This window comes from Clostridium sp. MB05, assembly GCF_046581255.1.
In the GTDB taxonomy this organism is placed as follows: Bacteria; Bacillota; Clostridia; order Clostridiales; family Clostridiaceae; genus Clostridium.
In genome coordinates this window covers 1,142,005-1,158,669 of sequence record NZ_CP174370.1, presented here as the reverse complement: position 1 = coordinate 1,158,669, position 16,665 = coordinate 1,142,005, and the positions used below count along the sequence as shown (strand labels likewise).

17 protein-coding genes are annotated in these 16,665 nt (G+C 30.6%); all 17 read right to left on the bottom strand.

Going from position 1 to position 16,665, the window contains the following annotated elements; genetic code table 11:
* Positions 1–48: 48 nt before the first annotated feature.
* The gene (locus tag ACH36K_RS05490) at positions 49–1,242 is read right to left on the bottom strand and encodes an acetate/propionate family kinase (RefSeq protein ID WP_411169950.1); all 1,194 of its coding nucleotides are present in this window, start codon (positions 1,240–1,242) and stop codon (positions 49–51) included.
* Between the two features lie 15 nt (positions 1,243–1,257).
* Positions 1,258–2,259, bottom strand: a complete 1,002-nt coding sequence (gene pta / locus ACH36K_RS05485; RefSeq protein WP_411169949.1) for a phosphate acetyltransferase — start codon at positions 2,257–2,259, stop codon at positions 1,258–1,260.
* 28 nt (positions 2,260–2,287) lie between these two features.
* Positions 2,288–2,704 carry a MaoC family dehydratase gene (locus ACH36K_RS05480; protein WP_411169948.1) on the bottom strand — a complete coding sequence of 139 codons (417 nt, stop codon included), beginning with the start codon at positions 2,702–2,704 and terminating at the stop codon, positions 2,288–2,290.
* 55 nt (positions 2,705–2,759) lie between these two features.
* Positions 2,760–3,941, bottom strand: coding sequence for an acetyl-CoA C-acetyltransferase (locus ACH36K_RS05475; RefSeq protein ID WP_411169947.1), 1,182 nt, complete (start codon positions 3,939–3,941; stop codon positions 2,760–2,762).
* A gap of 11 nt (positions 3,942–3,952) precedes the next feature.
* Entirely contained in the window at positions 3,953–4,675 is a 723-nt protein-coding gene (locus ACH36K_RS05470) for a beta-ketoacyl-ACP reductase (RefSeq protein WP_411169946.1), read from the bottom strand.
* A 105-nt stretch (positions 4,676–4,780) separates the two neighbouring features.
* Entirely contained in the window at positions 4,781–5,356 is a 576-nt protein-coding gene (locus ACH36K_RS05465) for a TetR/AcrR family transcriptional regulator (RefSeq protein ID WP_411169945.1), read from the bottom strand.
* Positions 5,357–5,422: 66 nt separating this feature from the next.
* On the bottom strand, positions 5,423–6,247 hold the full coding sequence (locus ACH36K_RS05460) for an alpha/beta fold hydrolase (RefSeq protein ID WP_411169944.1): 825 nt from the start codon (positions 6,245–6,247) through the stop codon (positions 5,423–5,425).
* A 24-nt stretch (positions 6,248–6,271) separates the two neighbouring features.
* Positions 6,272–7,606 (bottom strand): acetyl-CoA hydrolase/transferase family protein, encoded by a 1,335-nt coding sequence (locus tag ACH36K_RS05455; protein WP_411169943.1) that lies wholly within the window; start codon positions 7,604–7,606, stop codon positions 6,272–6,274.
* 68 nt (positions 7,607–7,674) lie between these two features.
* Positions 7,675–8,889 carry an ABC transporter substrate-binding protein gene (locus tag ACH36K_RS05450; protein ID WP_411169942.1) on the bottom strand — a complete coding sequence of 405 codons (1,215 nt, stop codon included), beginning with the start codon at positions 8,887–8,889 and terminating at the stop codon, positions 7,675–7,677.
* A 67-nt stretch (positions 8,890–8,956) separates the two neighbouring features.
* A complete protein-coding gene (locus ACH36K_RS05445; RefSeq protein ID WP_411169941.1) occupies positions 8,957–9,676 on the bottom strand; it encodes an ABC transporter ATP-binding protein in 720 nt (239 codons plus the stop codon).
* Position 9,677: 1 nt separating this feature from the next.
* On the bottom strand, positions 9,678–10,466 hold the full coding sequence (locus tag ACH36K_RS05440; protein ID WP_411169940.1) for an ABC transporter ATP-binding protein: 789 nt from the start codon (positions 10,464–10,466) through the stop codon (positions 9,678–9,680).
* Positions 10,444–11,454 (bottom strand): branched-chain amino acid ABC transporter permease, encoded by a 1,011-nt coding sequence (locus ACH36K_RS05435; RefSeq protein WP_411169939.1) that lies wholly within the window; start codon positions 11,452–11,454, stop codon positions 10,444–10,446. Before ACH36K_RS05435 ends, ACH36K_RS05440 begins: the two co-directional genes overlap by 23 nt.
* Before the next feature lie 13 nt (positions 11,455–11,467).
* Positions 11,468–12,343: a branched-chain amino acid ABC transporter permease gene (locus ACH36K_RS05430; protein ID WP_411169938.1), complete on the bottom strand. Its 876-nt coding sequence runs from the start codon at positions 12,341–12,343 to the stop codon at positions 11,468–11,470.
* A 3-nt stretch (positions 12,344–12,346) separates the two neighbouring features.
* Complete coding sequence (locus ACH36K_RS05425; protein ID WP_411169937.1) at positions 12,347–13,366, bottom strand: 3-oxoacyl-ACP synthase; 1,020 nt, start codon at positions 13,364–13,366, stop codon at positions 12,347–12,349.
* A gap of 268 nt (positions 13,367–13,634) precedes the next feature.
* The gene (locus ACH36K_RS05420) at positions 13,635–14,522 is read right to left on the bottom strand and encodes an alpha/beta fold hydrolase (RefSeq protein ID WP_411169936.1); all 888 of its coding nucleotides are present in this window, start codon (positions 14,520–14,522) and stop codon (positions 13,635–13,637) included.
* 179 nt (positions 14,523–14,701) lie between these two features.
* Complete coding sequence (locus tag ACH36K_RS05415; RefSeq protein ID WP_411169935.1) at positions 14,702–15,742, bottom strand: nucleoid-associated protein; 1,041 nt, start codon at positions 15,740–15,742, stop codon at positions 14,702–14,704.
* Positions 15,743–15,829: 87 nt separating this feature from the next.
* Entirely contained in the window at positions 15,830–16,489 is a 660-nt protein-coding gene (locus ACH36K_RS05410) for an HAD family hydrolase (protein ID WP_411169934.1), read from the bottom strand.
* Positions 16,490–16,665: the final 176 nt, after the last annotated feature.

The window sequence follows — 16,665 nt, the reverse complement described above, 5'->3', positions numbered from 1 at the left end:
CCAATTATATAGCTCTTTATTTATATAAGGTCATTTAATGAGAAATAGCTAATTTAAAACTTCTAAAGTTTCTTTTGCAATCATTAACTCTTCATTTGTCGGTATAACATATACTTTTATACTAGAATTATCAGATGAAATTTCTGCTATTTTTCCTCTCACATTATTCTTTTTATCATCAATTTCAATACCTAAAAACTCTAATCCTTCTAAACACGATTTTCTTGTGGTAATAGAATTTTCTCCTATTCCTGCTGTAAATATAATAGCATCTACTCCACCCATATGAGCAGCATAAGCAGCTATTTGTCCTCTTATTCTATAATGAAAGATATCTAATGCAAGTTGTGCTCTATCATTACCTTCTTCTGTTGCTTTTTCTAAATCTCTAAAATCTGAGCTTACACCTGATATTCCTAATACTCCAGATTTTTTATTTAAAGATTCATTTGCTTCTTCAACAGTATACCCACATTCCTCTATTAGAAATGTAGCTATTGATGGATCTATATTACCTGATCTAGTTCCCATTGCAACTCCTGCAAGAGGAGTAAATCCCATTGAAGTATCTATTGATTTTCCATTTTTAATTGCAGACAAGCTAGCTCCATTCCCTAAATGGCAACTTACGATCTTTAAAGCTTTTATATCCTTATCTAGTATTTCTCCAAGCTTTTGGGCTACATATTTATGAGAAGTTCCATGAAATCCATATTTTCTAATTTTATGATTTTCATATAAACTATATTCAATTGGATAAATATATGCAACCTCAGGCATAGTTTGATGAAATGCAGTATCAAAAACTGCTACCATTGGAGTTAAAGGCATTAATTCCATGCAAGCCTTTATTCCAATAATGTTTGGTGGGTTATGAATTGGTGCTAGCTTTATACATTCTTCTAGGTAACTTAAAACATTATTATCTATAACAACTGATTCAGAATACCTTTCCCCTCCATGAACAACTCTATGTCCTACTGCAAATATCTCATTAAGATCCTTTATTGCTCCTATTTCCTTATCTAGTAAAGTTTCTAAAACTAAATTTATAGCCTCTTTGTGATTTTTAATTTCTCTTTTATTTACATGCTTTATATCCATATTTGTCTTATGTGTTAATGTGGAACCCTCTATTCCAATCCTTTCAACTAACCCTTGACATATAACTTCTTCGTTTTTCATCTCTATTAATTGATATTTTAATGATGAACTTCCACAATTAATAACAAGTATATTCATTTATCTTCACCTCTATTATCTTGTAGCTTGTGCTTGTACAGCAGTAAGAACTACTACATTTACTATATCATCAACTGAACATCCTCTAGATAAGTCATTTATCGGCTTATCAAATCCTTGACAAATTGGACCTATTGCTTCAGCATTTGCAAATCTTTGTACAAGCTTATATCCTATGTTACCTGATTGTAAATCTGGGAATACTAAAACATTTGCTCTACCAGCTACGTTACTATTTGGTGCTTTTTGCTTTGCAACTTTTTCAACTATCGCTGCATCTAATTGCAGTTCTCCATCTATTAATAAGTCTGGCCTTAACTCCTTAGCAAGTTCTGTAGCTTTTCTTACTTTTTCTACAGTTTCATGATCTGCAGAACCCATAGTTGAGAAGCTAAGCATTGCAACTCTTGGTTCAATTTTACATACATTCTTAGCAGTATCTGCTGTTGCTATAGCTATAGCTGCTAATTGTTCGTAAGTAGGATTTGGATTAACTGCACAGTCTGAAAATAATAACATTCCTTCTTCACCATAAGAAGAATTTGGAACACCCATTATAAAAAAGCTAGAAACCACTGATACACCTTTTGATGTTTTTATTATCTGAAGACCAGGTCTTAATAAATCTCCTGTTGTATGAATAGCTCCAGATACCATTCCATCTGCATCATTACATTTTACCATCATAGTTCCAAAATATAATGGATCTTTAACTATTCTTTCAGCTTTTTCCAAGGTTACTCCTTTACTTTTTCTTAAGTCATAAAATCTATTTATATAATCTTCAAGCTTATCTGAAGTCTCTGGATCTATTACTTCAACTGCACTTATGTCTTCCTTTAATTCCTTTGATTTATTTAATATAACATCAAAGTTCCCAATTAGTATTGGATGTGCTAAACCTAATCTTTTAATTTTAATAGCTGCTAATATATTTCTTTCTTCTTCACCCTCTGGAAGTACAATCCTTTTAATATCCTTTTTAGATAATTCCCAGAGTTTATCTAATAGCTCCATTTTTCTCCCCCTGATTAAATCAATTAATTTATCTAGGTGGCATTACTACTGCCTTTCCCTTTACAACAACGTCTCCTTTTTGGTTAGTACAAATAGTTTCTAATGTTATTCTATTTTTATCTTCTAACTTCTGTATAACTTCTACAGTAGCTGTTATTGTATCTCCAAATCTTACTGGTGCAGTAAATTTTAACTCTTGTGATAAATATATTGTTCCTGGTCCTGGTAATTGCATACCTAAAACAGTAGATATATATCCAGCTGATAACATTCCATGAGCTATTCTTCCTTTAAACATAGTATCCTTAGAATATTCCTCATTAAAATGTGCTGGATTTAAATCACCGCTTACTCCACCAAATAAAACAACGTCAGCTTCTGATATAGTTCTACTGTAGCTTGATTTATCCCCTATACTTATTTCATTTATAGTTCTTCCCTTCATAATATCCTCTCTCCCTTTTATTCTTTTTATTATTTTTATTCTTTTTATTCCTTTATTATTCTCTTTCAACTAATACTGCTGTTCCCATTCCTCCACCTATACAAAGTGTAGCTAATCCTTTTTTAGAATCTCTTCTCTTCATTTCGTGAAGTAATGTAACAACTATTCTAGCTCCTGAACATCCAATAGGATGACCTAAAGCAATTGCTCCACCATTTACATTTACCTTTTCTGTATCTAAACCTAAATCCTTAACAACTGAAATTGATTGAGCTGCAAAAGCTTCATTTGCTTCTATTAAATCTAAGTCTTCCACAGTCCAATTTGCTTTCTTCAAAGCATTTCTTGTCGCTGGTACAGGTCCATAACCCATTATTGCTGGGTCAACACCTGCTGAACCATAACCTTTAATTGTTGCTAATGGTTTCAATCCTAAACTATCAGCTTTTTCTTTGCTCATTACTACAAGCATAGCTGCACCATCATTAATTCCAGATGCGTTTCCTGCTGTTACAGTACCATCTTTTTTAAAGGCTGGTCTTAAGCTGTTTAACTTGTCTAAATTCATTCCTGCTTTTATATACTCATCCTTATCAAATATAATAGGATTTCCTTTTCTTTGAGGAATTTCAACTGCTATTATTTCTTCATCAAATTTGCCTAGTCTTTGAGCTTCCTCTGCTTTATTTTGACTCTTTACTGCAAATTCATCTTGCTCTTCTCTTGATATATTCCAATTTTCTGCTATATTTTCTGCAGTAATTCCCATATGATATTTGTTAAAAGCATCAGTTAAACCATCTTCTATCATACTGTCTATAAGCCTTCCGTCTCCCATTCTTTGTCCAAATCTAGCTGAATTAAGAATATATGGAGCATTACTCATGCTTTCTGTTCCACCACATAAAATTACATCAGCATCTCCAAGCATTATTTCTTGAGCTGCTAAAGTAATAGCCCTTAGTCCTGATCCACACAATTTGTTTAATGTCATACTTGGAACCTCTACTGGTACCCCTGCTTTTACTGCTATTTGTCTAGATACATTTTGACCAAGTCCGCTACTTAAAACATTTCCTATTAAAACTTCATTTATATCTTCTGGCTTTATTCCAGCTCTTTCAATAGCTTCTTTTGCTGCAATTACTCCTAAATCCACTGCTGTAAATTTTGATAAACTTCCTCCAAAGCTTCCTACAGGAGTTCTTACTGCTGATAAAATAACTACATCTCTCATTTAAATTCCTCCTATAATCTTATTCCACCATTTACTGATAAGTTATGCCCTGTTACATATGAAGATTCATCACTAGCTAAGAATAAAACAGCATTTGCAATTTCTTCAGCTTCTCCTAGTCTTCCAAGCATTGTTTTAGATCTAATATTTTCTAATACTTTCTCTGGAACAGTTTTCATCATATCTGTATTTATATATCCTGGTGCAACTGAGTTTACTCTTACGTTAGCGCCTTTTCTTGCAAACTCCTTAGCCCATGTCTTTGTCATACCTATTACACCAGCCTTTGTAGCTGCATAATTAGTTTGTCCAACATTTCCAAATTCACCTACAACTGATGCTATATTAATAATTGAACCTTTACCAGTTTCCATCATATGAGGTCCTGCAAGTTGTGCAATATTAAATAAACCCTTCAAGTTAACATCTATAACTAAATCCCACATTTCCTCTGTCATTTTTTGTATTAATGCATCTCTTGTTATTCCAGCATTATTTACTAAAATATCAACCTTACCGAACTTTTCTATTACTGAATTAAAGAATATTTTTATACCTTCTCTATCAGTAACGTTTACTTCATATCCATATATATTCTCTACTTCATAAGGTAACTTATTCATATCAACAGCTATTACAGTAGCTCCTTCTCTTGCAAAAGTTTCAGCTATTGCTCTTCCTATTCCTTGTGATGCTCCTGTAACCATAGCAACCTTATTTTCTAATCTTAACATTTTAACTCCTCCTAAAATCATTTTACGTAAGTACTTACTTGCATGATGTTTTTAAAAAAATTAATCTTTCCCTATGGAATAAGATTAATTATTTTTAATATTTTATTAAATCTTGTATAAAGACACAAATTGTCTTGTATGTTCCTTAACTAAATCTTCCCATGATATTTCTGTTATTGTATCATCGCTTAATAATTCAACTGTAAATGCTCCTAAAAGGCTATTTATAAGGGTAATAGCCATTATTTCTGGCTCTCCTTTTATTACATCTTCTTCATTTAACTTTTCAAAATAATCTTTGAGAACACTTATTAACTTTCTTGAAAGCTTAAGTTTAATAAATTCTTTCTCATTGTCTGCTAACTTCATTTGAACCTTATAAAGTTTTGTATTTTGAATAAATAGATCATAAATTCTATTTGAAATCATCAACATAGCATCTTCAAAAGTCAATTCCTCTGTATCATTTAATATATAGTCAACATGTGAATCAATTACATAGTGTTCTGTAGTTACTTGAAATAAATTGCTTTTAGATCCAAAATGTCTAAAAATAGTCAATTCATTAACACTAGCTTCCTCTGCAATCTGCTTTGTAGTTGTAGAGTAATATCCTTGTTCAGAAAATAATTTTAAAGCTACTTTCATTATCTTTTCACTTGTTTCATTGTTATATCTCATTATTTTTTCTCCTTTTTTTAGCAGTTTCAGAGTAAGTGATTCCTTACATTTATCTCTATTAATATATTATACTATTTTTATTTCTTTCTCAATAGCAAGAAATCCTGTTAATATATTAATAAATTCATTAGGCTTTTCATACATAGATGCATGACCACAATTTCTAATTAATACATATTTAGCTAAAGAAATATTATCACAAATGTATTCTTGATCAGGTATTGGTGTTATAAAATCAAACTCACTACTAACAACTAAGGTGTTAGCCTTTATTTCATTTAATCTCTCTCTAACATCGTATCCCTCTGCACTCTCTATAAGCCTTACCATTCCATCTAAAAAGTCTTCTTTAAATACTCCATATAAAAGTTCTCTTCTTTTATTCATCCAGTCTATATTTTTTGTATAAAATAGTGGTGAATATACAATAGGTATAGTTATATTATAAAAAATTTCTTGATCCTTTGTAAGTGCTGCTTTAAGCCATCCTCTTCCAATATCATGTAACCATGGGTTAGTATAACTTGTAGTGTTAAATAGCATAAGCTTATTTACTAAATTATTATATTTTAATGCAAATTGTAATGCTACTTCCCCACCATAAGAAATCCCAAATATGTTCACTTCCCCTACTTCCCCTAAACCCAATTCATCTATTACAGTCTTAACCACTTCAACCTGTAAATCTTGCTTATAGCTTTTATCCATTTTATCTGACTTACCTTGATCAAAAAAATCTAAAAGTATAACTTTATTATCTTTTGTTAATTGAGGTAAGAATGCTGACCAACTCATATGTGACATCATAATCCCATTAAGAATTATAAGTGGATTACCTTCACCATGAACTTCATAGTAAATATTCTTATTGTTATATTTTATAAATGGCATATTTGCTCCTCCATTAACTTTATATTAATAAATTAAGCCCATTTCTTTTGCCTTATTTAAAAGTTCTTCTCTAAATTTGGGATGTGAAATTTCAATTAGCCTATTAACTCTTTCACTAATAGTCGTTCCTCTTAACTCTGCAATACCATATTCAGTAACAACTAAGTCAACGTCATTCCGTGATAAACTTACTGCTGCCCCTGGTTTTAAGAATGGAACTATCTTTGATATCTCTTCCCTTTCCCCTGTTTCTTTATTTTTAACCATTGCTGTTGAATATAAAGCTATAAAAGAACGTCCATTCTTAGATCTTTGTGCTCCTATAGCTGTATCAGCTTGTCCACCTGTTCCGCTAAATTGAACTGCTCCTATTGATTCCGATGCACATTGTCCTGTTAAATCTATTTCTATTGTTGTATTTATAGAAACTTGATTATCATTTAATCCTATTGTATATGGATCATTAGTCCAATACCCATCCATTATTAGTACAGATGGATTATCATTTATAAAATCATAAAGTTCTTTAGTTCCAAGAGCAAATGCTGCTATATGTTTTCCTTTATATATATTTTTATTTTTTCCTGTAACTACTCCAGCTCTTATAAGCTTCATCATCCCAGTTGTAAACATCTCTGTGTGAATTCCTAAATCTTTTTTATCCATTAATGATGCCGCTACTGCATTAGGTATTCCTCCTATTCCTAGTTGAATACAATCTCCATCATTAATTCTATCAGCTATAAATTTTCCTATTTTTAAATCTTTTTCATTTGGCTCTACCTCTAGAAGCTCCGGTACTTCATAATCAGTTTTTATCATATAATCTATATCATTTATATGAACTTCTACATCTCCAAAAGTCCTTGGATAATTCTCATTTATTTCTAGTATTACTAGGTCAGCAGCCTCCAGCATTCTTTTCTCATACACATTGCTTAAAGATAAAGAAACATATCCATGTTTATCTGGCAAAGTTGCAGTTCCCATATATATATTAGGCTCTTTATGAGCTAATCTTTTTACTGCTGCTAAGTGTAAATGATTTGGTATAAATGAAATATTTCCATTTTTATGAGCTTTTCTCATTGCAGCTGTATAAAACCATCCATCCATTCTAAAGGAATCTTTATATTGCGGATTAAAAAAATACTCTGCCATTTCCATCGGTAAACATGTAGTAACTGTAACATCTTCTACTTTATCACTTATAGTATGAAGATTTCTTAATATTTCTCTTGGCTCTGCAGCTGCAAGACCTGAAACAATTATATCACCTGTTTTTATCTTTGTTAAAGCCTCTTCAACTGTTATATATTTATCTTCAATTACGTCTTTTGATTTAATTGTTTGTAACATATTAAACCCTCCCATAAGTTTTGTAAACTATCAGCCAAATCAGCTTGGCTGATAGTTATAAATTCTTATTATTTTCCTAATATATCATTTATGCTCTTAAATCCAACATATGGTGCCCAACCTGTTGGACTTGTTAAATCCATCTTTGCTAGAGACATTTCTTGTGTACCAAGTCTCTTACCACCTGAAAAATCTATTGATCCTCCAAATGGATTCTTTATAGGTTCTTTTTCCATAGCTTTTATATAATTTTCCCAAGTTAGTTCACCTTCAACTTTTTCTAAACCTCTTACAAAGAAATCAGCTGCTATCCATCCAGTCATTGCATATGCATTTCCTGAAAAATCTTGAGTTGAAGTTTCTTTAACCCATTTTTGGAATTCAGCCATAGCTGGTGTAGTCACATCAACCCAAGCATTTCCATAAATATCAAACTTACCTGCTACGTCTGCTTTTACAGCTTCAACCATAGTTTTATCTACGTTTACATAAGTAGTTATAGCTGGTTTAGTGTTTCCTTGCTTTGCTAGTTCTTTAGCTATTTGTGGGAATGTACCTTGAATACCAGCAATTACTATAGCATCTACATCTGCATTCTTTATTTTCGTTACTGCTGCCGATACATCTTCAGCACCTGGAGCTACTTGCTCACTTATTACTTCAACTCCGCCCATATTCTTAGCTTCTGTCTCAATACCCTTAACTAAATCTTTACCAGCATCATCATTAGTGTATATTACACCTATTTTATCTGCTTTAAATTCACCCTTTGCCCAAGCAGCCATTATACGTCCTTCCATTGGATATACAGGTTGTACTGGGAATATATTATCTCCTTGACCCTTTGTTGCATTTTCGTTATATAATATACCTGTTCCTGTCGCAAAGTAAACTGATGGAATACCTATTTCTTTAAGGTCATCTAATGTTGCTCCTACAACTGGAGTTCCAAAGTGCCCAACTATAGAGAATACTTTTTCATCATTTACAAGTTTATCTAATATAGCCTTACCTTTCTCTGGATTGAATTCATCGTCTTGGTGTACATATTCTATTTTTCTTCCCTTAACTCCCCCACCTTCATTTACCATTTTAAAGTAAGCTTCTATACCTGCTTTAAATGGAACTCCTACTGGAGCAAAAGCACCTGAAGTTGCTATACTATTTCCTACCTTTATCGATGTCTCAGTAACACCTTGTGCTGCCTCTTCTTTTTTACCACAACCAGCAAAAGCCATCGTTAGTGTAAGTGAAGCTAAAAGTAACGCAATTTTTTTTCTCATAAAAATTCCCTCCACATATTTTATTTAAATATATTTTACTTATATTAAGGATTTCTCCCTAAAAACTTTATTCCCCTCCAAGATATGCTTCCAATAACCTCTTATCTTGGATTAATTCACTAGCCTTACCTTTCATACTTATCTCTCCAACTTCTAGTACATATGCATAATCTGCTATCTTTAAAGTTTGAAGAGCATTTTGTTCTATTATTAGAACTGTTGTACCTTCTGAATTTATTTCCTTTACAATTTCAAATATATTTTTTACTATAAGAGGTGCTAACCCTAAAGATGGCTCATCTAGAAGTAATACCTTTGGACTTGCCATTAAAGCTCTTGCTATTGCAAGCATTTGTTGCTCTCCTCCACTTAACGTTCCTGCTAATTGTTTTTTTCTTTCTTGTAATATTGGAAAATATTTATAAACTCTATCAAAATTTTTAGCTATTTCCTTCTTACTCTTTACTGTAAAGGCTCCTATTCTTAAATTTTCTTCAACTGTTATATCAGGAAAAATTTGTCTTCCTTCTGGCGATTGGACCATCCTTAATGATGTTATTTTTTCTGGAGATAGCTTAGTTATATCTTTTCCATAAAAATTTATACTTCCACCTTCAGAACTAACAATTCCTGATAAAGTTTTTAAAGTAGTAGTTTTACCTGCTCCATTTGCTCCGAGTAAAGCAACTATTTTTCCTTCTGGAACTTCTATATCTATTCCCTTAAGTGCCTTTATACTTCCATAAGAAACAGTAAGATTATTTATCTTTAATGCTAAATTTTCCATCTTACTCATCCTTTCCTAAATAAGCTTCTTGTACATCTTTATTAGACTGTATTTCTTTTGGAGTTCCCTCTGCTAGTTTTTTCCCAAAAGATATTGCACATATACGATCACAAATATCCATAACTAATCTCATATCATGCTCAACTAATAAAATATTACACTTATACTCATCTCTTATATCTTTAATCAATTTTGCTAATTCTAATGTTTCAGTATCATTTAATCCGGCTGCTGGCTCATCTAAAATTATTAATTTCGGATTGCTCATAAGAGTTCTTCCAAGCTCTATCTTTTTTAATATTCCATAAGGTTGTCCACCAGCAAGTTCATTTTTTTTGCTTTCTATCCCTAAAAAATTTAAAATCTTTTCTGCTTTTTCTATATTTTCTTTTTCTTCCCTTTTAGATTTTCTAGTTCTAAGAGCATTTGAAAATAATCCTGATTTATATGAAATATGTGCACCTATAAGTAAGTTTTCAAGTAGGCTTAAGTCTTGAATTAATTCAACATTTTGAAAGGTTCTAACTAATCCAAGCCTAATAATGTCATGGGTATTTTTTTCTACTAAATTTACATCCTCATTTTTTATTGATTTAAATATAACCTTTCCATTATTAGGTTTATAAAATTGTGTTATACAGTTAAACACTGTTGTTTTACCAGCTCCATTTGGACCAATTAATCCATATATTTCTCCTTCATTAATATGAAAGCTTAAGTCATCAACGGCTTTTAGTCCTCCGAAAGCTATAGATAAGTTTTCAACCTTAAGTGTTTGCGTTAAGCTCATTTACTTTCACCTTCTTCTTATTAATATATTTTTTAATATCTTTTCCTATATAGATTAATCCATTTGGATAGAACAGTATTACAACTATTATCAGTATTCCAGTAAATATATAAGCTAGTCCATCTATGCTACCTATTACAGGTAATTGCTTTAGTATTAATTCTGGAATTCCAAAAACTATTATTGATCCTATTATAGGCCCACTTATAGTTCTCACTCCTCCAATAACTATTACAGCTAGTATTTGTAAGGATAAAAGTAAGTTCCATGTAGCTGGATAAGAGAATCTTATAAAATGAACATATAACACTCCACCCAATGAAGCATAAACTGTTGCTATTGCAAATGCTGCAAGCTTATACTTTAAAAGGTTAATTCCCATTGCTTGCGCTGCTGCTTCACTAACTCTCATAGTTAAAAGAGCTCTCCCTGTTGCTGAATGTATAAAGTTATCTGTAAGTATCATAACTATAACTAGCAACACTACAATTAATATAAAAGTGGTATCTCTATCTAATGTTATTCCAAAAATGCTTGGATATCCTGCCCTCTTACCTGAAAAACCACCTGTTATATTGTCAAATTCAATAAATATCTTTTTAAATATTTCTGCTACCGCTAATGTTGCTATAGCTAGATACATTCCAGAAATTCTTAAAGATACAAGTCCTATTAGAAGACCTATTAAAAGTGGAACCACTATAGATATTATTAAAGATACTATAAAAGGAAATTTCAAATCACCAGTTAGATATGCTGATAAATATGCTCCAAGTCCCATAAACCCTGCAGTACCTAACGATATTAATCCTGAATATCCTAAAAGAACATTAAGTCCTATAGCTACTATTGCATAAAACAGTATTGTTCCAAATATAGTTACAGTTGAACTTTTTATAATTCCCATTTGTTGAAGTAATGGCAATAAAGCTAATACAACTCCAAATAAAATATATTTGATATATCTATTTTCTAAAAGTTTCTTCATTTCTTTGTTCCTCCTATACCTTCTTTATTATTTTCTTTCCTATTATTCCGTTTGGTCTTAAAACTATGAATAATAAGATTAATGTAAATAGTATAGGTTCACCCCAAGTTGATGAAACATAATATATTAATACATTTCTTCCAAGTCCAATTATATAAGCTCCTATTACAGGCCCATAGAAAGTTTGGAATCCACCTAATACACAAGCTATAAGTGCATTAGTTTGAACATTATCCATCATAGAAACATTTACTGTAATTGCTGGTGCAAGCATTAGTGCTGCTAAAGTTCCTAAAGCTGCTGCTATTGCCCAAGCACCCATTGTTACTAATGATGTTGGAACCCCCATAAGTCTTGCTGTTTGCTCATTTGATGCTGTTACTCTTACTGCTAGTCCCCATTTTGTATTTTGTAAGAAATAGAATAGTACACCCATTATTACTAATCCAACTATTATATTTAATAAAGCATTATAAGAAATTGATGCTCCAAATATATCTATAGCTCCACTTTCTATAAACTTTGGAAAATTCAAAGGTGTTGAACCAAATATCATAGGTGCTACTCCTAAGAAAAGCATTATTACTCCAAAAGTTATGATTTGCTTTGCTACTGGTGATGTTTTTTTAGCTTTTCTTATAATTACTACATCTACTAATACCCCTGATACAAAAGCTGCTATCATACCAACTATTGCAGCTGCCCATGTTGGTAATCCAAAATGTATAAAAGCAAATGTTGCAACAAAAGCATTAAACATACCTATGGAGCCTTGAGCAAAGTTAGTAGTTCTACTTGTTCTAAAAATTATTATTATACCTAATGCTGCTAAGGCATATACACTTCCAGTTTCTAAACTACTAAATAATATTTGAAAAAATGTATCCATGCTTTAACACTCTCCCCATTTTATTACGTTGGCAGACCATACATATCCTATACCAGCAGCTATCATTAAAACTACTGATCCATCTTTTACCTTTCCTTCTTCTATTCCAAGCTTTAATGAAAGTATTTGATCTACTTGTCCCATGTGTCCATAATTTGATAGATAAATTGATTGATCTTCTCTTAAACCTAAATCCTTTAGCATTAAATCATGCATTGATTTCTTAAAATGAAGAATCGCACAATAATCTATATCCTCTCTTGTTAAACCTGATTTTTCTAAGGCTTTATCAATACATTCATACCAATTTGGCATTGAAATAGCATTTAAACCATCTTTCATATGCTTTGCATCCATTAGTCTTAAAGACTTGTAGCCTTCTTCAACATTATTTGAAGTAAATGGATTGGCTATTCCTCCAATTTCTACTCCAGCATCTCTTGAAAATGTTCCATCTGCTTTTATATGTGATCCTAATACAAGATTTTTTCCAGCATTTCTCTTTAATATTATAGCTCCACCACCTGCTGATAGGTTGTACATCATAGATATATTTGGATCAGAATAATCAACAAAATCTCCATTTCTGTATCCACCAACTACCATTACTGTATTTATATCTTCGTCTGCAACAAGAATATCCTTAGCTATTTTCAAAGCAGATACAGTAGTACAACATCTATTTTGAACATCTATTCCCCAAGCATTAACAGCACCTATTTTACCTTGTATATAAAGTGCTGATGTTGTAAGTGGGTATTCTTTCCATTCTTCACCCATACATAAAATTACATCTATCTCTTCTGGAGTCATATTTGCATCTTTTAATGCGTCTAAAGCTGCTCTAACACCCATTTCTTGAGTCCCATCATTTTCTCCTGGTATAGTTTTTTCAATTATACCTAATTTTTTAATTACAGCATCTTCACTCCAAATACCATTTGTAGCCTCTGAAATTTCCTTTGCTGTCATTTTTGTTTCTGGTATATACAATCCTAATCCTACTATTCCTACATTAATCATATTAATCCCCCATTCCAATAACCTTATAGTATGTAAGTATTTACTTTCATACTAATTGTAAACCTTTTCCGGTTTTCTTGTCAATATAACTTTCCTAATTTTCTAAATATTCCCAATGAAATATTTTTACTACATTCTTTTTGATAATTTGCTAAAATATTCTATAATACTTTCACAACTTACTATTTTAGTTATATATATAACAATCTTTTTCTATAGTTAATAAAGCAGAATGATATTATTATCATTCTGCTTTATTTTTATTTCTTTATATAAATTTATTTATTTCTTTTAGCAAGTTATCCATACAGTCTATCATTGGTGAATGTCCAGAATTATTAAGTATAACTATCTTTGAATTTTTAATATGCTTACTTGTATCTTCTGCCATATACATAGGTACTACAAAATCTCTATCTCCTTGTAATATTAAAACAGGTGCCTTAACTAGTTTACATCTATCAGTACCTTCATTTACTCCATTACTTTCATTAGTCATATTAAAATGCGCCAGTGAATAATCTACATCTACTAAGTTTCTTTGAGTCATCATATCTTCTAAATACTCATCATATAACTCATCATTAGGTTTATTATGAGTGTAAATCACCATATTCCAAAGCATTCTATAATATTCCTTATTTCTACTTGCTAGTGCCTCTAATACAGGTTTAACCTGTATAGGATCTTCTGCTATTTCTTCCTTAGTTTTTAATAACTCTCTTGTAGGATTTCCATCTTTATCTTTTTTATATATAGGATATCCTTTAACCCCTACTGACTCTATTAGCACTACTTTTTCAATCTTATCTGGACAATTAGCTGCTAGCTCTAATGAAACCCCTCCACCAGTTGACCATCCAATAGCAGAACATGATTCAATATTCATTATATTTAAAAATTCTTCTATATCTTTAGCAAAATCATTTAATGAATTAATTGGATTTTTATAGCTTGACTCTCCAAAACCCCTCATATCTACCGCAAATATTTTGTACTTATCTTTTATCTCATCAATAAAAATATCCCAATGCTTAGAAGATGACATATTTCCATGAATAAGAAGTAAAGTTTTCTCCCCTAGTCCAGCCTCTCTATATGCCATAGTTTCACCATTTGACAAATTCACCTTTTTTAACTCAACAGTATTAACCATAAAGAACCCCTCCCATTCCACGTAAGTAATCGCTTACATTTAATAATTCTATTTTAGTATATTAATTTAGAACTTACAATAGTAAATTTATATATTTGCTAAAAATACTATATTTTAGTAAATTATAAGGCTATATAATAATTAAAATCATTATATAGCCTTTATTGTTAAATATAGTTTTACTTTTCTAAATAATTTATAACATGCTTTATTATCATATTTATACTTCCATCACCATTTCGTTGTATCTCGAACCTACTAGCATCATTGTATGCTTCTTCATTTATGTATAAGTCTATGTCTTTATCAATTTTTAATCTTACCCTTTTTAACTTTTTCTCAACCCATTGCTTATCTATGGATACCTCATCCTCTAATCCATGACTTTTAATAAAATTAGAAAAATCATTTTTTATTTGTGGTTCTTCTTTAAATAACTCATGAGAAATTTCATCTATATTTATTGTATCTTCTTCTTTCAATTTTGCTTTAACAGTGGTTCTTATTCTCTCAGCCTTATCTGCATCTTCTACTATATTACTTCTAGTCCAGTTTTCTGTAGCCTTTAAAAAAGTTTTAGTCATATCTCTTTCATTATTTACTATTGAACACCCTAAAAAATTGCTTATAAAATAGTTTGCTCCATATGCTTCCTCTTCTTTACTCTTTTTTTGTTTATCTATTACCATAAGATTATATGCTTGATTTTCTCTTATAGGTTTTATAAAGGCTGCTTTTTGTATTCTTTGGCTACTTGCTGGAAGTCCTGCTGATTGTGGTACTATACCTATTCCTATTTTATTCTCTATAAACTCTACTTGATGAGTAAAATTCTTAACATAATCCATCTTAAGTATACCAATCATAGGTCCTTGATCTGTTATTAATGATATTACTATCAAATCACAAGAAGGAATATTAACATTTGCTTTCATTATTATAAATAACTGCCTTGCTAATTCTTGCGATAGATTAATTAAGTTATCATCTATTCCATTTAAATAATCTTGAACAAGCTCCTTCACTATATTTCTTTCTGGATTAAAAATAGCATATTTTAGTTCCTCATCCTTAAAACATTTTTCTATATGCCTATGAAGAAATTTATAAATATCTTCATTTAGTTCAAGGCTATACTCATTTAAAATAGGCTCATCTGCATTTGAATCTACTATATGAATAACTGCTTCTTGTATATTTATATCATTTATATATTCCATTATTAATCTTTAGTAGAAGGCTAAATTATAACGCATTCTACTAAACTTCACCACCTTTTCTCTTATGCACATATTATTATCTATAATTTATTTTAAGTTTTCAATTACATTTACTACTTCTTCTAAATTATCTAGCTTTTTGAAGGCTAGCTTTTCTATTTCCTTACTAGGTTCTTTTAAATCAGGTATAATTATTGGAATCATCATAGCTTTGTTTGCTGCAATGGTCCCTGCTTCAGAATCTTCTAAAACAATACATTTACTTGTATGTACATTTAGCTTATTTGCAACAGTTAAAAAAACTTCTGGATCTGGCTTTGATTTTTTAACTTCATCACCACATAATATATAGTCATAATAATCATAAATCTTTGCTTCTTTCAATAATTTATAAGCAACTTCCCTATTGGATGATGTAGCAACAGCTTTTTTAATTCCTTTACTAGTTAAATACTCTAATAACTCTTCTATTCCCTTCTTTTTTTCTACTTCTCCATTTAATATTTTAGACAAATAAATTTTATTTCTTTCCATTATATAATCATCTGCATTTATTTTATTTGCAAACTCCTTATTTAAAGTATTTCTAACACTTTCATGATTAGTTCCAAGTAACTTATATAATAAATTTAAATCAAAATTTATGTTAAACTTATTAGCAGCTTCTCTCCATGACTCATAAGAAAGTCTTTCTGTATCAAATATTAATCCATCCATATCAAATATTACTAGTTTTACATTTTCCATTGCAATTTTCCCCCAGTCATTTCTTCATTATATATTTTATAATAAAACTTACTAATTTTTAACCTTTTATTTAATCTATATTTTATTAGCAACTTAAATCTATTTATAAAAAAGGATTTATACCTTTTTGAGCTTTAATCTCTAAAAGAATATAAATCCTAATTTTTGTTTTAAAT